At 60.0% G+C, this 18026-nt stretch carries 24 protein-coding genes and 3 pseudogenes; 10 read left to right on the top strand and 17 right to left on the bottom strand.

Annotation, left to right across the window (positions count from 1 at the left end):
- A pseudogene (locus MCRY_RS21405) lies at positions 1-358 on the bottom strand (hypothetical protein); the annotation flags it as partial.
- Positions 359-433: 75 nt separating this feature from the next.
- On the opposite strand from MCRY_RS21405, the gene MCRY_RS21400 reads away from it, so the two are divergent.
- The 3 genes from MCRY_RS21400 to MCRY_RS21390 all read left to right on the top strand — a co-directional run bounded on the left by MCRY_RS21400 (position 434) and on the right by MCRY_RS21390 (position 2390).
- Positions 434-1186 carry a sodium-dependent bicarbonate transport family permease gene (locus MCRY_RS21400; protein ID WP_085633681.1) on the top strand — a complete coding sequence of 251 codons (753 nt, stop codon included), beginning with the start codon at positions 434-436 and terminating at the stop codon, positions 1184-1186.
- A gap of 13 nt (positions 1187-1199) precedes the next feature.
- Complete coding sequence (locus tag MCRY_RS21395) at positions 1200-1517, top strand: P-II family nitrogen regulator (protein ID WP_085633679.1); 318 nt, start codon at positions 1200-1202, stop codon at positions 1515-1517.
- Positions 1518-1763: 246 nt separating this feature from the next.
- Positions 1764-2390, top strand: coding sequence for a recombinase family protein (locus MCRY_RS21390; protein ID WP_085633677.1), 627 nt, complete (start codon positions 1764-1766; stop codon positions 2388-2390).
- Here MCRY_RS21390 and MCRY_RS21385 read toward each other — a convergent pair.
- Together MCRY_RS21385 and MCRY_RS21380 are read right to left on the bottom strand one after the other, a co-directional pair.
- Positions 2351-2953, bottom strand: a complete 603-nt coding sequence (locus tag MCRY_RS21385; RefSeq protein ID WP_085633675.1) for an ATPase — start codon at positions 2951-2953, stop codon at positions 2351-2353. The two genes, MCRY_RS21390 and MCRY_RS21385, sit on opposite strands and share 40 nt — an antisense overlap.
- Positions 2950-3309 (bottom strand): TA system antitoxin ParD family protein, encoded by a 360-nt coding sequence (locus MCRY_RS21380; protein WP_085633673.1) that lies wholly within the window; start codon positions 3307-3309, stop codon positions 2950-2952. Before MCRY_RS21380 ends, MCRY_RS21385 begins: the two co-directional genes overlap by 4 nt.
- 295 nt (positions 3310-3604) lie before the next feature.
- On the opposite strand from MCRY_RS21380, the gene tnpA reads away from it, so the two are divergent.
- On the top strand, positions 3605-4003 hold the full coding sequence (tnpA, locus tag MCRY_RS21375; protein WP_085633671.1) for an IS200/IS605 family transposase: 399 nt from the start codon (positions 3605-3607) through the stop codon (positions 4001-4003).
- Between the two features lie 92 nt (positions 4004-4095).
- Here the strand turns inward: tnpA and MCRY_RS21370 are convergent, their stop codons facing one another.
- From MCRY_RS21370 to MCRY_RS21355, 5 genes and pseudogenes are all read right to left on the bottom strand, one after another.
- Entirely contained in the window at positions 4096-4398 is a 303-nt protein-coding gene (locus MCRY_RS21370) for a helix-turn-helix domain-containing protein (protein ID WP_085633669.1), read from the bottom strand.
- 146 nt (positions 4399-4544) lie between these two features.
- Positions 4545-4775, bottom strand: coding sequence for a type II toxin-antitoxin system RelE/ParE family toxin (locus MCRY_RS21365; protein ID WP_171046065.1), 231 nt, complete (start codon positions 4773-4775; stop codon positions 4545-4547).
- 40 nt (positions 4776-4815) lie between these two features.
- Positions 4816-4932 (bottom strand): annotated as a pseudogene (locus tag MCRY_RS23680) (hypothetical protein); the annotation flags it as partial.
- Between the two features lie 140 nt (positions 4933-5072).
- A complete protein-coding gene (gene recD2, locus MCRY_RS21360) occupies positions 5073-7262 on the bottom strand; it encodes an SF1B family DNA helicase RecD2 (RefSeq protein WP_085633665.1) in 2190 nt (729 codons plus the stop codon).
- Positions 7263-7265: 3 nt separating this feature from the next.
- Positions 7266-7808 carry a recombinase family protein gene (locus MCRY_RS21355; RefSeq protein ID WP_085633663.1) on the bottom strand — a complete coding sequence of 181 codons (543 nt, stop codon included), beginning with the start codon at positions 7806-7808 and terminating at the stop codon, positions 7266-7268.
- Positions 7809-7995: 187 nt separating this feature from the next.
- Between MCRY_RS21355 and MCRY_RS23725 the strand changes: the two genes are divergently transcribed.
- Together MCRY_RS23725 and MCRY_RS23720 are read left to right on the top strand one after the other, a co-directional pair.
- Positions 7996-8484 (top strand): IS110 family transposase, encoded by a 489-nt coding sequence (locus MCRY_RS23725; RefSeq protein WP_231017876.1) that lies wholly within the window; start codon positions 7996-7998, stop codon positions 8482-8484.
- A gap of 126 nt (positions 8485-8610) precedes the next feature.
- A complete protein-coding gene (locus MCRY_RS23720; RefSeq protein ID WP_231017875.1) occupies positions 8611-9036 on the top strand; it encodes a transposase in 426 nt (141 codons plus the stop codon).
- Between the two features lie 462 nt (positions 9037-9498).
- Here the strand turns inward: MCRY_RS23720 and MCRY_RS21345 are convergent, their stop codons facing one another.
- Positions 9499-10530 (bottom strand): IS110 family RNA-guided transposase, encoded by a 1032-nt coding sequence (locus MCRY_RS21345; RefSeq protein ID WP_085633661.1) that lies wholly within the window; start codon positions 10528-10530, stop codon positions 9499-9501.
- 174 nt (positions 10531-10704) lie between these two features.
- Between MCRY_RS21345 and MCRY_RS21340 the strand changes: the two genes are divergently transcribed.
- Positions 10705-10971 (top strand): type II toxin-antitoxin system ParD family antitoxin, encoded by a 267-nt coding sequence (locus tag MCRY_RS21340; RefSeq protein ID WP_085633659.1) that lies wholly within the window; start codon positions 10705-10707, stop codon positions 10969-10971.
- Positions 10958-11251, top strand: a complete 294-nt coding sequence (locus MCRY_RS21335; RefSeq protein WP_085633657.1) for a type II toxin-antitoxin system RelE/ParE family toxin — start codon at positions 10958-10960, stop codon at positions 11249-11251. Before MCRY_RS21340 ends, MCRY_RS21335 begins: the two co-directional genes overlap by 14 nt.
- Before the next feature lie 97 nt (positions 11252-11348).
- On the opposite strand, the gene MCRY_RS21330 is transcribed toward MCRY_RS21335, so the two are convergent.
- The 6 genes and pseudogenes from MCRY_RS21330 to MCRY_RS21310 form a co-directional block, all read right to left on the bottom strand.
- Positions 11349-11774: a rhodanese-like domain-containing protein gene (locus MCRY_RS21330; RefSeq protein ID WP_085633655.1), complete on the bottom strand. Its 426-nt coding sequence runs from the start codon at positions 11772-11774 to the stop codon at positions 11349-11351.
- 33 nt (positions 11775-11807) lie between these two features.
- Positions 11808-12104: a rhodanese-like domain-containing protein gene (locus MCRY_RS21325; RefSeq protein ID WP_085633653.1), complete on the bottom strand. Its 297-nt coding sequence runs from the start codon at positions 12102-12104 to the stop codon at positions 11808-11810.
- Positions 12104-12457 carry a DsrE/DsrF/TusD sulfur relay family protein gene (locus tag MCRY_RS21320; protein WP_085633651.1) on the bottom strand — a complete coding sequence of 118 codons (354 nt, stop codon included), beginning with the start codon at positions 12455-12457 and terminating at the stop codon, positions 12104-12106. Before MCRY_RS21320 ends, MCRY_RS21325 begins: the two co-directional genes overlap by 1 nt.
- A complete protein-coding gene (locus MCRY_RS23280) occupies positions 12454-12828 on the bottom strand; it encodes an MFS transporter (RefSeq protein WP_244897953.1) in 375 nt (124 codons plus the stop codon). Before MCRY_RS23280 ends, MCRY_RS21320 begins: the two co-directional genes overlap by 4 nt.
- 118 nt (positions 12829-12946) lie before the next feature.
- Positions 12947-13705 (bottom strand): annotated as a pseudogene (locus tag MCRY_RS23575) (MFS transporter); the annotation flags it as partial.
- A 92-nt stretch (positions 13706-13797) separates the two neighbouring features.
- On the bottom strand, positions 13798-14652 hold the full coding sequence (locus MCRY_RS21310) for a sterol desaturase family protein (protein WP_085633649.1): 855 nt from the start codon (positions 14650-14652) through the stop codon (positions 13798-13800).
- Positions 14653-14736: 84 nt separating this feature from the next.
- Here MCRY_RS21310 and MCRY_RS21305 point away from each other — a divergent pair, with 84 nt between their 5' ends.
- Positions 14737-15414, top strand: a complete 678-nt coding sequence (locus MCRY_RS21305) for an ArsR/SmtB family transcription factor (RefSeq protein ID WP_085633685.1) — start codon at positions 14737-14739, stop codon at positions 15412-15414.
- Between the two features lie 71 nt (positions 15415-15485).
- On the opposite strand, the gene MCRY_RS21300 is transcribed toward MCRY_RS21305, so the two are convergent.
- Together MCRY_RS21300 and MCRY_RS21295 are read right to left on the bottom strand one after the other, a co-directional pair.
- Complete coding sequence (locus tag MCRY_RS21300) at positions 15486-15782, bottom strand: CcdB family protein (protein ID WP_085633647.1); 297 nt, start codon at positions 15780-15782, stop codon at positions 15486-15488.
- On the bottom strand, positions 15782-16027 hold the full coding sequence (locus tag MCRY_RS21295) for a type II toxin-antitoxin system CcdA family antitoxin (protein ID WP_085633645.1): 246 nt from the start codon (positions 16025-16027) through the stop codon (positions 15782-15784). The genes MCRY_RS21300 and MCRY_RS21295 overlap by 1 nt, the downstream gene beginning before the upstream one ends.
- Positions 16028-16565: 538 nt before the next feature.
- Here MCRY_RS21295 and MCRY_RS21290 point away from each other — a divergent pair.
- Entirely contained in the window at positions 16566-17930 is a 1365-nt protein-coding gene (locus MCRY_RS21290; protein ID WP_085633643.1) for an ISNCY family transposase, read from the top strand.
- Positions 17931-18026 lie beyond the last annotated feature (96 nt).

Raw genomic sequence — 18026 nt, 5'->3', positions numbered from 1 at the left:
TCGCCCGTCCAAGACGTGCCGTGCTGGCACGGTCCCAGTCATTGGCCTGTTCACACGCTGACCGCCATGCCGCGATCTGCGCCGGATAAAGCCCACGCTTGCGGCAGTATTCAGCCAAATCGGCCTCATTGAGAGCCGCCGTTTCCAGCACCGCTGCGAACTTGTCACGTGACGACCAGCCCTCGGGCCCAGCGTCAGCGTCAGGCAGAAGCTGCCCCTTGCCGCGCGCATCCGCACGCCACTTGTGCAGCGTTGCCTCGGAGATCCCTTCCTCCTGCGACAACTGCCGAATGGCTATGTTGTTCGGCGGAAGCATCCGCTTCAGCACAGCCGATCTTCGTTCCAGTGAATATCCCAAATCATCGTCCTATCCCGCCCACCTGAGAAATAGAGGAAAAGTAGAGCAGCGGACAACTTCCATGACACAGGGGGCATGGCGACTGCGGGTCTTTTTGGGGCCGTTTCTGCTTCGACATTGGCCGCAGGGATGGCCATGCTCGACGAGGAGGGCATCGCCTATGAAGGGTTTATCGGAGCGCTTTATCCATTCATGGATATCGCCGCATTGGTCACAGCCATCGTACTGGCGCGGCTGAGCGCCGAGCGCAAAGCAGCCGTCCAGATGGCTGGGCAGCCTGGTGGCGTGGCTGCGCTTGCGGTCGGCGGCGGATATGGCAACGGCAAGGCACAGATGGTGCGCGGCATTCTGGTGGACACTTTCCGCAGCGCCGCGATTTCCGCGCTGATGCTCGGGCTGGCTTTGGGCATATTGGCGCGGCCCGACAGCGTCTATGAGAATTTCTATGACATCCTCTTCAGAGGCCTACTGTCGATCTTGATGTTGATCATGGGTATGGAAGCCTGGTCTCGGTTGTCAGAGCTTCGGCGGGTCGCCCATGCATATGTTGCCTATGGTTTGCTAGCGCCTCTGGCGCATGGAGCGCTCGGGTTCGCTGCTGGTCTGATTGTCCATCAGATGACAGAATTTTCCGGCGGTGGCGTGGTGCTTCTGGCCGTGATGGCGGCCTCGAGTTCGGATATTTCCGGACCACCCACCTTGCGCGGAGCTCTACCAGAAGCCAATCCTTCGTCTTATGTTGGAACATCGACTGGTTTGGGCACTCCCGTAGCGATCCTTTCGATCCCACTCTGGATCGCTCTGGCGGATATGTTCATTGGCGTGTGAGGAAGATAGCAACATGTACCAAGCAACCAAGATTGTCATCATCACCGAGCGGACAATCCTCGAAGGGGTGACCAAGCTGATCGAGCAAGGTGGCGCAACCGGCTATACGCATGTAGAGGCGGGCGGAAAGGGAAGTCGGGGCATGCGCAGCGCCAATAAGCCCGGGATCAGTGGCGTGATGGCCAACGTCAAGATCGAGGCAATCGTCTGCGACAAGGCGAAAGCCGAAGCCATCATCACGACGGTTTCCAGGACATACTTCAAGAACTACTCTGGCATCGCATATGTTGAACCCGTCGAAATCCTGCGCCCGTACAAGTTCGACGTGTAGCCTCGCGTCGACATGATCAAGACAAGCAACGGCTGAAAAGATGATGCAATTCTGGCGCAGCGCCTCAAGGCGTGGTTGATGCTTGAGAACGAAACCTGTTCCGCGGTGTGAAGCCGGAGTGAGTGGCTTCGCGCGGGTTGCGTACCTATTGTGACGTCTCGCGTGAACAGTGAAAGCGCCCATTTTCCTGTTCACTTTGGGTGTGTTTCGAGATAATGAACAGGTTATGCCAGAGCCACACCCAAAATGAACACTTGTCAGACCAAAATCGGGTACGCGCGCACTTCGACCGTTGAACAGAACCTCGATGGACAGATTGCTGCTTTGAAAGCGGCCGGGTGTGGCATGGTTCGCACCGAGCAAAAGAGCGGGACCAGCCTGGAGGGACGTTCTGAGCTCAGGACAATCCTCGATTTCATCCATCCGGGTGAGACGCTGGTGGTCACGCGCATTGATCGGCTGGCCCGCAGTCTCAGTGATCTGCAGGCCATCGTCACCCACTTGAAATCGAAGGGCGCGCATCTGGCGGCAACCGAGCAGCCCGTGGATACATCCACGGCAACCGGAAAAGCCTTTTTCGATATGCTTGGCGTTTTCGCTGAGTTTGAAACCAACCTGCGCCGGGAGCACCAGGCCGAAGGCATTGCCGTAGCGAAGCAGCGTGGTGTCTATCGTGGCCGCAAACCCAAAATCGATCTCGAGGCCATTCAGACAAAGCTGATCGATGAATGCTCGCCCACCGAAATCGCGCGCGACATGGGGATCTCGCGCGGAACCGTCTATAAAGCAAAGTCCCAAATGACCCATGCGATCCCGCTCGCAGGCCCCGCCGTTCAGGGCGGGGTTAGAGCGGGATCGCAAGGGTCAGTATAGCCGATCAGAACCCAGTTTGGCAGCACTGGTTCCGCTTGGACAAGGCGCCCAGCGGCGAATAGAAGCATAAGATGCGGGGCCTCGTTTAGCTTGGAGTTGTCGAAGACCATGCCCCGGTCAGCCTGGAGCACGGCTTGCCGGATCAGCGGCTGGCCTCTCTTATAGCGATCCCGGATCTTCTCTTCTGGGACATCGTGTCCACCTTCGTCGGTCCGGGCACGGACACGGGTGACGGAGAGGTCTGGGTCATTCACCCCCACATGCATGACGATGACCATATATCCGCGATCTCTGGCGTTTGTGATGACTGCCAGTTTTGAAGGGTGGGAGAAGACGGTTTCTGTCGCAAAACTCTTCCGCGCCTCCAGCAAGCTCGCCCGGCGCTCGGCCGCGATCTCGGCCGCTCGGTAGGACGCCTCCATCGACGAGTCTTTGAGTTCGTCCCGCTGGATCAGATCGGCGTTAATGAACGGCCCGGCGAAGCTCGGGGCGACCCGCGTCTCATAGAGTGTGGACTTTCCAGCCCCGTTAGGGCCGGCGAGCAGAACGAGACTTGGTCTCATTCTACGGCGTCAGACCCCGCCGCATGCACAAGGTTTCCCGCCTTGTCGAGACCGACACCCAAGCCGAGCTTCCGCCGCTTCGCAAAGAAGGTCTTCTCGGTTGCGGAGGGAGCGGACATCTTTTCGGTGAACGCGTCCAGCCAGGCGATCGCCTCCTCTTCCCGAAGCTCTACCGTGTCGAGGCGGCCCTCCAATGCATCCGTTAACCGCTTATGGTCATAGGCACCCGACTGTTCGATCGCCCGCCCGAGCCGGAGCCAGTGAGTAATCTGGCCGGCCACGGATCGGCTGTGAAGATCAGCTTCCCGGCGAACGGTTGCCATCACATCATCTGAGAGTTTCACTGATTGTGCCATGATGTTCTCTTGTTCTCTAGAATAAGGTGGCATTTTGCCACCTATAAATCAAGGGGTATCGTGCCAAGCCGACGCGTGCGCCCAGATTGGGGTCTGATGCCGGACGGTGCAGAATCCCACGTTTAGGCTGGTTCACAGCATAGCGGGCATATCCCTTTGGAAGTTTTACTTTCCACCTAATGGATCGAAGCCACCGGCTTCCAGCCGGTCCGCTTCAGCGAATCTGTTCTGATCTTCCTCCCCGGAATCTGAAGCCTTCGAAGGGGTATGGCTTCAGATTCCGGGGAGGAAGATCATGCGCTACTCGTCATCCGCGCACACGCGATTCTATCACAGATACCACGTCGTGTGGGCGACAAAGTATCGATACAAGGTTTTGCACGGCGCCATGCGCGAGCGGACCCGGCAAATCATCATCCAGACCTGCGAGGAACTGGGTGTCCATATCGTGAAGGGCGTTTTGGCGCGCGATCATGTCCACATGTTCCTGTCGATCCCGCCCAAGCTGTCCCTGTCCGATGTCATGCAGCGCATCAAGGGCCGCTCATCGCGCCGCATCCAGATGGAGTTCCCCGACCTGCGCAAACGATACTGGGGAAGGCGCTTTTGGGCGCGTGGGTATTTCTCCACGACCTCACGCAACGTGACCGACGACGTGATCAGACAATACCTGGAATTACATTCCTCCAAATGATGCCACCGGCGTCAGCCGGTGCGTCCTTCACTTTAAGACATGGGTTATGAAACACAATTTAGCCCGCTCTGGTTCGTTGGGGCGCAGTGTCATCAGACGATCGCTTCGATACCTTTTCGGTCAATCACGTCAAGCAACCTAGCCGAAGAACCGCTTGGGGACTTCTTCCCTTGTTCCCACTGTGCCACTGTCGTGGCGCCTACATTAAGAAACTGGGCGAACACAGGCTGGCTCATGCGAGTTTTAGACCGGATCTTCTTGATTCGGACTGCTGTGAACGAGGGTTTTTCTGGTACGCAAATCTGACCCATCACGCGCATAGTAATGTCGCCCATGGCACCAACCTCATGAAGGTCCTTCGCCATGTCGTGGGCCATATCCAGAATATCACTCATGATTTGCACTCCAACTCTACAATAGTGCCCTTTTCCTTCAGAGCGTTGATTTTCTCATCATTAGCCTCGATGAGTGCCTTGTCGTTTATCGATAGAGCAGCCTGTTCAGGGCGCGTGATGTTCGATCGGCTGCTCTTCGGGAAGCCCTAGAGGAAAAATATCCTGTCAGACTTCTTTTTCCGGAAGCCAATGATCGTCCGGAAACCACCAGACTTACCGCCGCCCTTTCGTGCAACCCTCTTCTTGAAAAGGTAGCCACCAAGGTTGCCCTCTACGTTCCCATCAAACGCCTCCTTCGCCGCCGCACAGAGGTCTTCATCCGATATCGACTCGGATCCCGCCCACTTCCTGAACGCCTTTCCAACGAATACGCTCACATCTGTTCCTAACACTTAGTGTTACACTTGTCCATTTCAATTAGCTGTTGTCAATCTTAGGATCAGCCTGGGACAGATGACGATCTAGAACAAAATTGACGAAGGTGCTGGTGGCACCAATTGCGAGACGGGCATGGCGCGGCTGGAGCCCCTTGAATTGACCCCGCCCTGAACGGCGGGGCCTGCGAGCGGGATCGCAAGGGTCAAAATGCCCTTGGAACCCGGATTAGGTCGTCGCTGCTGACAAGCTGATGGACCTCCTGAGCAAGGGCGGGAAGATCATCGGTGGTGGGGCTATCAGGGGCGCCTTTCGCCCCTCAACCACTCGTCGAGCTTCGACCAGCGTCGCCGTCCCGAGATGTTCTTGACTGCGATCGCCACGGCCCGGGCCTGGCCGACCAGAACCACCAGCTTCTTGCCACGGGTCACCCCGGTGTAGATCAGGTTCCGCTGAAGCATCGCGTAATGCTGCGTCATCACGGGGATGACCACGACGGGGTATTCCGAGCCTTGGCTCTTGTGGATCGTCGCCGCATAGGCTGGAACCAGCGTGTCCAGTTCCCCGAACACGAAACTGACCGTCCGCCCATCAAAGTTCACCGCGACCTCACCCTCGTCCAGATCGACATCGTCGATCATGCCGATGTCGCCGTTGTAGACGTCCTTGTCGTAGTCGTTCTCGATCTGCATGACCTTGTCGCCGGGTGCGAAGGTCCAGCCGAAACGTTCGACCTTCTTCTCGCCAGCCAGGTTCAGGGCGGCCTGCAACTCGATGTTGAGGGACCGGGCCCCGACGCCGCCCCGGTTCATCGGGCACAGGACCTGAATGTCCCGGATCGGGTCGAAGCCGAACCGGTTCGGGATGCGCTTTGAGACCAGCTCGACGATTCGCGCCACCGCCTGCTCCGGGTCCGCTGCAGGCACGAAGTAGAAATCCGTATCCCCGTCTGGTGGTGAGAGGTCCGGCATGCGGCCTGCGTTGATCGCATGCGCCGTTGTGATGATCTTGCTCTCCGCCGCCTGGCGAAAGACCTCGGTCAGCCGCATGACCGGGACGGCGTCCGAGCCGATGATGTCGGCAAGGACCTGACCTGGCCCCACCGAGGGGAGCTGGTCGATGTCGCCCACGATGAGGAGGGCGGCGTGATCCGGAACCGCCTTCAGCAGGGACTGCATCAGCATCACGTCGACCATCGAGCTCTCGTCCACGACAAGCAGGTCGCAGTCGAGCGGGTTCTCAAGGTCACGTTTGAACCCGAATGCCTTTGGATCAAACTCCAAAAGCCTGTGGATGGTCTTGGCCTCCATCTCCGTAGCTTCCGTCATGCGTTTCGCGGCACGGCCCGTGGGAGCACAAAGAAGTAGGTTCACCCTTTTTGCCGCAAGGATGCGCAGGATCGAGTTGACGATGGTGGTCTTTCCCACACCCGGGCCACCCGTGATCACCATGATCTTCGACCGCAGCGCCAGCCGGACCGCCTCGGCCTGGCTGTCGGCGAGGGCGAGGCCAGTCTTCTGCTCGATCCAGGGTAGTGCCTTGTCGGCATCGATCGCGTGCCAGGGCAGGGGGCCGGACCGGATCCGCTTGATCTGTTCCGCGATACCGCGCTCGGCCAGGTACAGCCCGGTCAGGAAGACGCATTCCGCATCCCCCACACGATCTGCCGTGACCGTTTCCTCCATTAGCTCCTCGGCCAGGGCGCTCTCGATCAGCGGGGCAGGGACCTCCAGGAGCTTTTCCGCCAGACCGATCAGCTCTGCACGCGGCAGGCCGCAATGCCCGTTCCCCATCGCCTCGGTCAGCGCGAAGGAGATACCGGCCCGGATCCGGATCATCGCGGTTTTCTCTATCCCGAGCTTCTCGGCGATCAGGTCGGCGGTCCGGAACCCGATCCCCCGAATGTCCTTCGCGAGCCGGTACGGGTTCTCACTCATCACCTGCACCGCGTCGGTGCCGTAGGTCTTGAAGATCCGCACGGCCCGGGCCGTGCCCACCCCATTCTGGTGCAAGAACACCATGATCTCCCGGATCACCTTCTGGTCTGCCCACCCGGCGGTGATCTTGTCGGCCCGCTTGGGCCCAATCCCCTCCACCTCGCGCAGGCGATCCGGGGACGCCTCGATGATGTCGAAGACGTCCTTGCCGAACATCCTCACCAGTCGTTTGGCGTAGACCGGCCCGATCCCCTTGATCATCCCCGATCCGAGGTATTTCTCGATCCCGTCGAGACTCGAAGGAGCAGACGTCTTCAGGAAGTGCGCCTTGAACTGGAGCCCATGGGTCCGGTCGTTGAGCCAGATCCCAGAAGCCGTGATCCATTCGCCTGCGGAGATCATTGCGGCGTGACCCACGGTGGTCACGAGATCCCGATGGCCCCGGGCCTTCACGCGTAGCACGCAGAAGCCGCTCTCCTCGCTGTGGAAGGTGACCCGTTCTACCAAGCCCGCTAGGACTTCAGTCGTGCTGTCAGGTCCTGTGCCAGTCACCGCTCACACCACTCGCCGGATCGTCTTCTCGCTGACCTTGAACAGCGCGGCGATCTCCGGGATAGGTCGGTGCTCCTCGTCGCGCATGCGCTTCACCTCAGCCTTCTGGGCGGGGGATAGGGCAGGGGGCCTGCCTCCGACCCGGCCGCGTTTCCGGGCCGCCTCCAGTCCCTCTTTCGTCCGCTCCATGATCCGCTCCCGCTCAAATTGGGCGATGGATGCGAAAACGTGAAACACCAGCCGGCCAGCGGGGCTGGTCGTGTCGATGTCCTCCCCCAGGGATCGGAAGCCGGCACCCCGGGTCTGGATCAGGTCGACGATTTCGAGAAGGTCTTTCAAACTCCGTGCAAGGCGGTCGTATTTCGTGACCACGACCACGTCCCCATGCCGAAGCTCCGTGAGCAGCCGGTCCAGCTCGGGCCGGACCCGGGCGGTTCCGGTGATCGTGTCTGCGAAAATCCGTCCCGCGCCGGCGGCGGCGAGGGCGTCGCGCTGGCCGTCGAGGTTCTGGTCGCGGGTCGAGACCCGCGCATACCCTAGGATCATGGACAAAACCCTCCCAAAACCCTTTCGGTTTTGACATGGGTTTTTGTCCCGGTCAACTCATTGAAATTCGGTGAGGCAGCGGAGGATGGTCAAAAACGACATGGTGTGATTGCGGCGGTCGCTCTCCAATGGCGAACGAGGTCCGGTATGTTGGCCTCATGGATATAAGCCGTGAGGAGAACGACCTATGGAACATTATGCTGGTTTGGATGTGTCACTGAAAGAAATTTCGATCTGCGTTGTCGATGATGATGGCAAGACTATCGCGCGCGGAATTTGTCCTGCGGACCCGGAAGGCGTTGCCGGTTGGTTTCGCAACCGATCGGTCACGCCACATCGGATCGTGCATGAGAGCGGGATGCTTTCCATCTGGCTGCAGCGCGGGATGACGAGGCTTGGCCTGCCCACCACATGCATCGATGCCCGCAAGGCGCACAAGAGCCTGTCAGCGCGGCTCAATAAATCGGATGCTGCCGATGCCGAAGGCTTGGCGCAGCTCGCACGCACCAATTGGTTTACTCCGGTCCATATCAGTAGCGAAGAAGCTGATCGGCTCCGCAGCCTGATTTGTGCGCGCGAGCGCCTGATCCGTTTGCGCAAGGACTTGGAGGGACACATCCGGGGCGTCCTGAAAACCTTCGGCATCCGCATGACCGGGGTTGGTCAGGGTCGATAGAGACAGGCGTTCCGCGATCAATTCGCAGCAGCTGGAGAGACTGATCCGATCCTGCGCACGATCGCTGATGGCTTCATCGCGGCCCATTCGACTCTTTGCCAGGCGGTTGATGATCTCGACAAAGCCGTGAAGAAGAAAGCCAAGGCGCACCCCGTCGCGCGCCGTTTGATGACCATTCCGGGCGTCGGGCCAGTGAATGCGCTCAGCTTCATTGCCCTGGTCGATAATCCAGACCGGTTCAGCCGGGTGACTGATGTCGGCGCCTTCCTCGGGCTCACACCAAAGCGGCATCAGTCTGGCGAAATGGATTGGTCGGGACGGGTGTCGAAGTGCGGAGACGGGACGATGCGCGGACTCCTGTTCGAGGCAGCGTCCTGCTTGATCCGCCAGGTGAAGCGTTTCTCGCCACTGAAGAGCTGGGCTGTGCGACTGGCCGTACGACGCGGGTTCCGCAAGGCCGCGGTCGCGACCGCGCGCAAGATCGCAGTCCTGATGCTGACGATCTGGAAATCTGGCGCGGACTATCACTGGACAAAGGAGGCCACTGCCTGATCTGAATTTCCGCCGCTGAGAAGGAGGGAAGCGAAGTCCCGACGGGACGGAGGTAGATCGATCTCGTAAAAACGGTTGGGGCGCAGGCTCGCTTGCCCACCCCGCAAACGACATTGGAGACGATCCACCACCGAACACCATCATGAGGCGCAATGCGCGACCTCGGAGAGAACCATGACTCCGAACGGACAGATCGCCATCCCGCTTGACAAAGCCGCAATCAGCTTATGGCCCGCCCCGTCTGCAAGAGTTTTGTTTTGGCTGTTTCAGTCTGCTTCAGCTTATCCGGCCCCGGAGCCATGCTCCCTGCCATGATGGATATCCGCGCGACCCGGTCCTTCAAGAGAACACGGTCCGAAAAGCCTTCTGATTGCACAGGTCTCCGGGTCGCCGGTCGACTGTTAGGCCATCACTTATTCCTCCCGCAGAATTCGTACCTGCTTTATGCAGATGTTCCTTTTCTTAGCTCGTTCGTGCCGGTACCTCGGGTTGAAATAAACGGTTCTGAGTCAGAACTGCCCAAGCGATCCGCGCCAGTCTGTTGGCCAGTGCGACCACGACCGTGTTCGGATGCGCCCGCGTCAAAAGATTCGAGAGCCATCGACCGAGATTTGTCTGACTGCGCGCCAGGACCGGAAGCGCCGCCCGAGCGCCATGAACCAGATTTTTGCGTAGATATTTGTTTCCGCGTCGCGTAATCCCGCCAAGCCTCGGTTTTCCGCCGGTCGTAGTCTGTCTCGGAACCAATCCAATCCACGCGGCAAGGTCGCGGGCATGTGCAAAGGCAGTGGCATCACCGACCGATGCAACCAATGCCGACGCAGTGAGCGGCCCGATGCCAGGGATCGAGACCAACCGATGGGCCTGTTCATCAGATTTGGCAAAAGCCGCAAATTCCGCATCGAAAATTTTAACCCGACGATCGAGCTCTTGCCACTCAGCGCGCATGTCTTTGAGGACCATCAAGATCCGTGAACTCACAGGGGCGTCATCATCAGCCAGCAGTGCGTCGACAAAATCGGCGAGACGTGCGCGCCCCTGAGCTGTGGTAAGGCCACGCTCCAGCAACAGGCCACGGATCTGGTTCATAAGAGAAGTCCGCTGGCCGACCAGTCGATCCCGAACCCGGTGGAGAGCTTGGATATCAAGCTGATCCTCGCTTTTGGGCGTCACGAAACGCATCGTTGGCCTTGTCGCTGCCTCTACAATGGCCTCGGCATCCCTCTCATCATTCTTTTGCGCCTTGACGTATGGACGCACGTATTCCGGCGACATCAATCGAACTTCGTGACCCTGACTGGCCGCCTGTCCGGCAAGATGATGCGCACCACAACTCGCTTCCATGGCAACGACACACGGATTAAGCTTCGAAAGATGATCAACCAGCTTATCCCTTCGAACGCGACGACGCCGTAGCACCATTCCCACCTCGTCGGCCTCGACAATGCTGCAAACATTCTTCCCAAGGTCGATCCCAACAATTGCAATTCCCATGATCCGAACTCCTCCACTTGGTTGCACCTGACCGCAGCTTACCAAAGGCGCGGCGGGAGGGGCGGGCCATTCCATAGAGAACTGTTTCTGACAAGTCCGCATGCGATAGGCTGTAAGGGCCCTTGAGCGAGGCGCGTATGATCTGTTATGATCAGATATGAAGGAGGCCTCCCCATGTCCAGACTGACCATCTCGATGCCCGACCAGATGAACGAATGGGTCGAATCCCAAATCGCCGCGGGCCGCTACGGGAACGTCAGCGAGTACTTCCGGGACCTGGTACGGCGTGACCAAGAGCGCAGGGAAGCGGCCGTGGCCGAACTCCGGACCATGCTGGAGCGCGCGGAAGCGAGCGGTGTCTCCGATCGCACGTTCCCGGATATCCTGGAGGCGGCGCGCCGGGAGGCCCGGCAGAAGGGCCTGCTTCGTGACGAAAATTGAGTTCACGCACGACGCCGAGCGGGACCTGATCAACATCTTCCTCTACGGGATCGAACATTTCGGCCCGGTTCAGGCCGAGAAGTACGCGAAGACGCTCAACGCCAAGATCGAGATGGCGGCGGAGCACCCGGATTTCGGAGCGGATTACGGTTTCGTCATCAGTGGTGTTCGTCGGTACGAGGCGGTGTCCCACGCCGTGTACTATCGTTCCACTCAAACAGGTATTCTCGTGCTCCGCATCCTGCATGGGCGGATGGACCCGGCCCGTTACCTGGCTTGATCTCATGGGTAACGGACCGGTTCAGTTGATAGAGGATGGACATGCCTCTCCTGTTGGATCGGTCGGACGAATTTCGTCCGACCTTGGGCGTTCGTAGTCAGGGCTTGTAGGCCGCGTCCTGCTGCCATCCGGTGAAGCCGGTCTGCATGACAACGACGTTCGACCGCCCCGCCACGCGCAGCGCGAAGGCCGCCTGCGCTGACAGGCTGCCGGTGTTGCAGAACAGGATCGTCATCCGGTCTTCGGGGATTTCGTCGATCCGGTCGAGAACCTCGCGCCACTCGATATTGACAGAACCAGGGATCGTGCCTTCCTCGAACTGGCCTGCGTCGCGGGTGTCGACGAAGAGCGCCGTCTCAAAGACGGTCTGATCGAGTTGCTGGGGCAGGATGATGCCGGACTCGTATTCCGAAAACATCAGATATTCCTGCATGGCCTCAACGGCTGCGTCCTGCGCCAGGACGGGCGCCGTATGGACGCTGAGCGCGACCGTTGTCGCGAAGAGTAGGTGTTTCAGTTTCATCCGGGGGTCTCCTCCATTCCGGTTTCTTGTTGTTCAGGTGTTTTGTGCGAGCCAGCCGGTCGTGCCGCCTCCCAGCCAGAGGGCGTCGGGGTGGCCGAGCCTGTTCAGGATGTCCGCGCCCTCGGCGGACCGCCTGGCGCCCTTGCCGCAGATGGCCACAGGTGTTCTGCCGGTCGGGAGTTCCCCCACCCGGGCTGCGAGTTCTGCCAGCGGGACGTTTGCGGCTCCCGCCACATGAGCAGCGGCGTAGTCATCGGCGTCACGGACATCTATCAGGTGGAACCGGTTCGGATCGACCGCGAGGCCTGTGAGCGTGAGCATCTCAGCCATTAGAACACCAGAACCTTGTTGGCGGTGAGCGTCGTCTGGGCGAGTTCATCCATGGTCGATCGGTTCGTCCCCTCCATCATGTCGCTTTCAGTCAGGCCGCGTGCATCCATGCAGGTCCCGCACATCAGAACGCGTCCCTTAGCGGACAAGACACGGCGGAGCATCCGTTCGAGGTTGTAGAACCCCTCTGGCGTCTTCTGCCCGGCTTTGGCGCACAGCACCGCGTCGGCCATCAGGAATACGGTGATCTCGGCCTCCGGGTCATTCTTCGCCAGCGCATGGGCCATGCGCAGGCCGTTGAAGCTGCGCTCGGTGCCGTAGGGCGGATCGTTCAAGAGGATCAGGTGTTTCATGCGGTTTTTCCTTCGAGGTCGGGGTTGAGCCGCGGGTGGGTTTCCTCTCCCAGCCAGAAGAGCACGCCGCCTGAGACGAACATGGAGATCGCGACGAACCAGAAGGCGGCCTCCGCCGCGCCCGTCAGGCTGGCGGCCAGCCCGAGACCGAGAGCCCCGATGGCGTAGCCGAGGTCACGCCAGAAGCGGTAGATCCCGATGGCCGAGCCGCGCCAGGAGGGCGGAGTGATATCGGCCACGGCCGCCGAAAGGTTCGGGTAGAGTAGCGCCATGCCGAAGCCCGTCACGCCCGCCGAAACGGACCACCAGAGCGCACCGGTGCCCATGACCACCATCGCCACGCCCGCGCCGCAAATCCACATGCCCAACACATTGGGCCAGAACCGGCCCACATGGTCTGATAGCCGTCCTGTGAAGAGCTGAGAGCCGCCCCAGACAGCCGTAGGAGCCGACGATCCATCCAACCTCTGTCAGGCTCGTGCCGCGTGTCACTAGGAAGACCGGGAACAGCGCCCAGACCAGCGCATCAACGAACTTTTCGACCAGCCCCGCCTGGGAGATCGCAAAGAGGCGACGGTCACGCCAGCTCATCAGTGCGAAAACCTCGCCCGTGGCCGGGTATTCCGAGACGCCTTGCGGATAGCGCGGCAAGTATTTCGGGGCTGCTGCCTTATGTGCTGCGGTCTCCGCCTTCGCCCAGGGGAGCGTGTCCTTGACCCAGACGACCGTCAAAACCAGCGCTAAGATAACCACCGCCATCCCGAAGACCAGCAGCCCGCTCCGGGCCCCAAGCCATGCGGCGGCGTAGGCGGTCAGAATGCCCGCGATCGCCACGCCTACATAGCCTGAGAACTCGTTGAGCCCCATGGTGAGGCCCCGCTCCTCTGCCTTCGTGATATCTAGCTTGGCGGTCTGCGTCATTGACCCATGCGATCCCGCTCGCAGGCCCCGCCGTTCAGGGCGGGGTCAACAGCAGAGGCCTTGATTTACGCCAAGGAGCACGGTTGCGGCGACGATCCAGTTCCAATCGGGCGCGTACCAGATCATCACAGGGATTGGCAGAGCCACGACCCAACCCCAGAACAGTACGCGCTTACGCCCGACACGTTCCGACCATCGGCCAGCGATGAAGTTCATCACAGTCTTCACTCCCCCGAAGGCCACCACGAAGGAGGCGAGCAGAAGGAACGAGCCCCGCTCCAGCCCGAACTCACTCTCGGCCAGCGCCGGGACCACCGTGCGGGTCATTCCTATGGCGAAACCCACCAGCATCACTTGGATCAGCTGATGCGCGATCTGAACCCGGTTCTCACGGATGCCGCGCGTGAACCCGCTTGCGGTCATTCGGCAGACTCCTTCTTCACGGTCCGGGGATCAAGCGCGTGGCCTGAGGCAGGGCCACGGACCGGTTGGAGTAACATCCGGTCCAACCAAAGGTCTCGGGACGTGCGGAACTGTTCGATGCCGACCTCCATCCCCTCATGTCCCTTGGCTGGCTGGGCGATGTAGGTGCCGAGCAGTCGGTCCCACCACGGCAGGTTGAATCCATAGTTCGAGTTCGTCTCCCGCGGATCGACGGAATGGTGAACCCGGTGCATGTCGGGCGTGACGACGAAGAGGCGCAGCACCCGGTCCACCGGGCGTGGCAAGTCGACATTGGCGTGGTTGAAAAGCGCGGTGGCGTTCAGGATGACCTCGAACAGCAGCACTGCGACGGCGGGCGGGCCGAGCGCCGCGACCACCGCCAGCTTGATCCCCATCGAGATGAGGATTTCCACCGGGTGAAACCGCAGACCGGTGGTCGCGTCGAAGTCGAGATCAGCATGGTGCATCCGGTGCAGCCGCCAGAGTCCCGGAACCGCGTGGAACATCACATGCTGGAGGTAAATCGCGAGATCCAGCAGCAGCATGGAGACCATGATGGCCAGCCAGACAGGCACGTCGATGTTGTTGAACAGCCCCCAGCCGCGCTCCTCGGCCATGACCGCAAGGCCGACTGCGATGATGGGAAAGGACAGGCGCAGGATGACCGTATCGACCACGACCAGAGCTAGGTTGTTGGTCCAGCGGATGACGCGCGGGATCTCCAGCCTGCGCCGGGGGGCTGCCACTTCCCACAGCGCCATCGCCGCCAGCACACTCAGGAAGATGCTGAGGCGGATCGTGGGTTCAGCGGAAAGGATGGTTTCGGACATGGGTTTGGCCTTTGGGGTTGCAGAAAACGGCTAGATCATTATCATTCAATTAAACACTTGAACGATTAGATCTTGGAGTTCCCCGTGTCAACCAGCGCGTCATTCAGCCCGAAGGCAGCCCTTCTCGAAGAATACGCCCTCGTCGCGCGCGCTATGTCATCACCGGCACGGCTCTCGATCCTCGAACAGCTCGCGCAAGGTGAACGCGCTGTTGAGGCACTGGCGGAAAGAACCGGCCTGACCGTCGCGAACTGTTCTCAGCACCTTCAGCAGCTGCGCCGGTCCGGACTGGTCACAAGCAGGCGTGACGGCAAAGCCGTGATCTACCGGCTCTCCGACCCGAAGACCCTGGACCTCATGGACCTTCTCAGGATCGTCGCTGAGCGGAACCTGGCGCAGGTTGAGCGGATCCTCCGGGGCCTTTCAGGCGGTGAGGAGGCTCCGGAACCGGTAAGCCGTGCTGATCTAGCCACACGCCTCGCGGAAGGCTCCGTCACCGTGCTCGATGTCCGTCCTGCCGATGAATACGCGGCGGGCCACATTCCCGGTGCGCTTAACGCGACGCTGGCGGATCTGGACAAGATCCTACCCATGCTCGCACCAAACACTGAAATCGTCGCCTACTGTCGCGGACCTTACTGCGTATACGCCCACCAAGCCGTTGCGGCATTACGGACGCGGGGCCTAAATGCGCGGCGGCTGGAGGGCGGTCTTCCCGAATGGCGCAAAGATGGCAGGCCAGTGCTGATGGCCTCACCTTGAGCGCACCACTATCGCACTGAGGATGGCCCGTCAGAATCCACCGTTTTAGGCTGGACCTTACGCTCTGGGGGTCAGAAACCGGAAAAGACCATGTCGAGAGCGCCCCGAATTTCATAATCGGACCCAGACAGGTCAGCGACAGGCGCCCCCTTGAGCAGCGCGGAGGGAACCGCAGCCATTTCTGCAGTATGAAGAACGTACGCCTCCTCCTCGATCGTGAACACTGGCTCGAGCCGACCGATCACCTTCGGTCCGGATGAGGCGGGGACGAGAGGTGCCACGACGCGGGACCCAGTGTCGATCAGGTCCGTCTGGAGGTCGAGCACCAGCCGTCCGCCTGGGACTCGGTAGACCTGAAACTGCGCCATTAGTCGACCTTCAGGATCTGAAGATCTGCCAGTGGTGTGCCATGGGTCTCGATCCAGGCGCGGCGCTCGGATATCGCCTCAGCGTTCTCTGCGACCCAAGCACGCGTCTGTGCCGCCCGGACCGCCTGCGAGAGGGCCGCGTCGCTGATCGCCGATACGTTGAGGCCCAACTCCCGGGCCGCGGCAAGATTGGCTGCGGTCAGGGTGACGTTCGTGCGCTGTTTTTCTGAAGTCGCTTGCGGCATAGTTACCTCCAAATACACACTATAGATACACACAAAACATGTTCTATGCAAGGATGTCATAGCTCGGATGCGATACCCCTTCGCGCATACCCCTGTCCGCGATCACGACGGAATCGGGCCGGAACGCACTCTGGCTGGATAAGGCTCCGAAGTGACCGATGACGCACTCGGCCACTGGGCAAAAGCGTTGATCACACCCATCGTTAGCTTACCCGCAGAACTGGTCAGATCCACGACATCGATGAGTTCATGACCGCCGTCGCGGGCGGAAAAACGGGCTGAAGCAACAGCCGGAAAAATCCAGCTTCCGGCGGTCCAAGGTTGGGGAGCAGAGCACAAACTCGCAAACTCTCGTTATGAATGAAGGAGCCTCGGGGGGGCAAGTCAGCCATTGTATGTTCAGAGACCCAAGCGCTTCACTTTATTTACATAAAACGCATTATGCGACCACGACCTTGTAGCCGCAAAGCTAAAATGTCACCCATCAGCAATTCAGGAATGTCACTCTCCTCGCATATCGGTGGGAGGATGAGCGGACATGGGATGGGTGGTTATGAGCGAGCGCGAGTTGAACCGCGTGGAGGTTTTGGCACAGGTCGATGATGGTCGACTTACCGTAGACAACGCGGCGAACATGTTGGCGCTGACGCGTCGGCAAGTATTCCGGCTGTTGAAGCTTTATCGTCAGGATGGTGCGTCGGCGATCCGGCACAAGGCGCGCGGCAAACCCCCGAACAATCGCATCCACAAAGCCAAACGGGATTACGCGCTGTCGCTGATCAAAGAGAACTATCACGACTTTGGGCCGACCCTGGCGGCGGAGATGCTGGCCGAGCATCATGGGTTTAAAGTCTCGCGCGAGACGGTTCGCAAGTGGATGTCCGGTGCCGGTCTTTGGCTCTCGCGCAAACAGCGCCGGACATTTCATCAACCCAGATTGCGCAGAGAATGCTTTGGCGAGCTCATTCAGATAGACGGCTCGGAGCACCGCTGGTTCGAAGATCGGGGCGATCCCTGCACCCTGCTCGTCTTCATCGACGATGCCACCAGCACGCTCATGGAACTACGCTTCGTTAGGTCAGAGAGCACCTTCAGCTATTTCGAAGCATTGGAGCGCTATCTGACGACGCATGGCCGCCCCGTTGCGTTCTACAGCGACAAACACACGGTCTTTCGCGTGCCAAAACCCAGCGAGCACATGACGGGCATGACCCAGTTCGGGCGTGCTCTGGCAGAGCTGCAGATCGAGATATTGTGCGCCAATACCAGCCAGGCCAAGGGCCGCGTGGAACGAGCGAATCGGACGTTACAGGACCGTCTGGTCAAAGAGCTGCGCATCGCGGGCATCACTAACATGGAGGACGGCAACGCGTTCCTCTCTGGCTTCATGGAACGCTATAACGACAGGTTTGCCAAACCCGCTGCCCGTCCGGACAATTTGCACCGTGCGTTGAACGCCGCACCGGATCGGCTGACCGAGATCTTCTGTCTGCGCAACAAACGCTATGTCAGCAAGGATCTGACACTGAAATACGACCACAAGCGCATCCGGCTGGAGGTCAACGATCTGACGCGCGGTCTGGTCGGCAAATATGCCGACACCTACGAGTTCCCTGACGGGCGCATCCAGGTTCGGCACAATGGCGTTGCCCTGCCCTGCACCATCTTCGATCCGCATCAGCAGCGCGTCACGCACGCGGCGATAACGGACAACAAACACCTCAGCGCAGTGCTGGCCCATATCAAAACCGAACAGGACAAGGCCGCCGCCAACGCCGAGGTGCGCCCGGAAAGTGCCAGAAACGGATACCGTAAGAACGGACGCCGCAACAACGGCTGGAACACCCTCGCAGACCGCAAACGCATCGCCGAACGCAAAGCCAGCCAGGGCTGCGATGTCTGAGGTCTCCGCCCTGGCTGGCTTTGCGTTCGGCGATGCGTTTGCGGTCTGCAATGTTGATTGTCACTGAGAACTGACCCGGTATTTTCACCGAGAATT

This window comes from Marivita cryptomonadis, assembly GCF_002115725.1.
In the GTDB taxonomy this organism is placed as follows: domain Bacteria; phylum Pseudomonadota; class Alphaproteobacteria; order Rhodobacterales; family Rhodobacteraceae; genus Marivita; species Marivita cryptomonadis.
The sequence above is the reverse complement of the archived record's forward strand: the minus strand, read 5'-3'. Positions and strand labels throughout refer to the sequence as shown.

Excerpts from the sequence above, each read along its gene's own strand:
- MCRY_RS21400 (WP_085633681.1), top strand. The coding sequence starts at position 434 with ATGGCGACTGCGGGTCTTTTTGGGGCCGTTTCTGCTTCGACATTGGCC.
- MCRY_RS21395 (WP_085633679.1), top strand. The coding sequence starts at position 1,200 with ATGTACCAAGCAACCAAGATTGTCATCATCACCGAGCGGACAATCCTC.
- MCRY_RS21390 (WP_085633677.1), top strand. The coding sequence starts at position 1,764 with ATGAACACTTGTCAGACCAAAATCGGGTACGCGCGCACTTCGACCGTT.
- MCRY_RS21385 (WP_085633675.1), bottom strand. The coding sequence starts at position 2,953 with ATGAGACCAAGTCTCGTTCTGCTCGCCGGCCCTAACGGGGCTGGAAAG.
- MCRY_RS21380 (WP_085633673.1), bottom strand. The coding sequence starts at position 3,309 with ATGGCACAATCAGTGAAACTCTCAGATGATGTGATGGCAACCGTTCGC.
- tnpA (WP_085633671.1), top strand. The coding sequence starts at position 3,605 with ATGCGCTACTCGTCATCCGCGCACACGCGATTCTATCACAGATACCAC.
- MCRY_RS21370 (WP_085633669.1), bottom strand. The coding sequence starts at position 4,398 with ATGAGTGATATTCTGGATATGGCCCACGACATGGCGAAGGACCTTCAT.
- MCRY_RS21355 (WP_085633663.1), bottom strand. The coding sequence starts at position 7,808 with ATGATCCTAGGGTATGCGCGGGTCTCGACCCGCGACCAGAACCTCGAC.
- MCRY_RS23725 (WP_231017876.1), top strand. The coding sequence starts at position 7,996 with ATGGAACATTATGCTGGTTTGGATGTGTCACTGAAAGAAATTTCGATC.
- MCRY_RS21345 (WP_085633661.1), bottom strand. The coding sequence starts at position 10,530 with ATGGGAATTGCAATTGTTGGGATCGACCTTGGGAAGAATGTTTGCAGC.
- MCRY_RS21340 (WP_085633659.1), top strand. The coding sequence starts at position 10,705 with ATGTCCAGACTGACCATCTCGATGCCCGACCAGATGAACGAATGGGTC.
- MCRY_RS21330 (WP_085633655.1), bottom strand. The coding sequence starts at position 11,774 with ATGAAACTGAAACACCTACTCTTCGCGACAACGGTCGCGCTCAGCGTC.
- MCRY_RS21325 (WP_085633653.1), bottom strand. The coding sequence starts at position 12,104 with ATGGCTGAGATGCTCACGCTCACAGGCCTCGCGGTCGATCCGAACCGG.
- MCRY_RS21320 (WP_085633651.1), bottom strand. The coding sequence starts at position 12,457 with ATGAAACACCTGATCCTCTTGAACGATCCGCCCTACGGCACCGAGCGC.
- MCRY_RS21310 (WP_085633649.1), bottom strand. The coding sequence starts at position 14,652 with ATGTCCGAAACCATCCTTTCCGCTGAACCCACGATCCGCCTCAGCATC.
- MCRY_RS21300 (WP_085633647.1), bottom strand. The coding sequence starts at position 15,782 with ATGGCGCAGTTTCAGGTCTACCGAGTCCCAGGCGGACGGCTGGTGCTC.
- MCRY_RS21295 (WP_085633645.1), bottom strand. The coding sequence starts at position 16,027 with ATGCCGCAAGCGACTTCAGAAAAACAGCGCACGAACGTCACCCTGACC.
- MCRY_RS21290 (WP_085633643.1), top strand. The coding sequence starts at position 16,566 with ATGGGATGGGTGGTTATGAGCGAGCGCGAGTTGAACCGCGTGGAGGTT.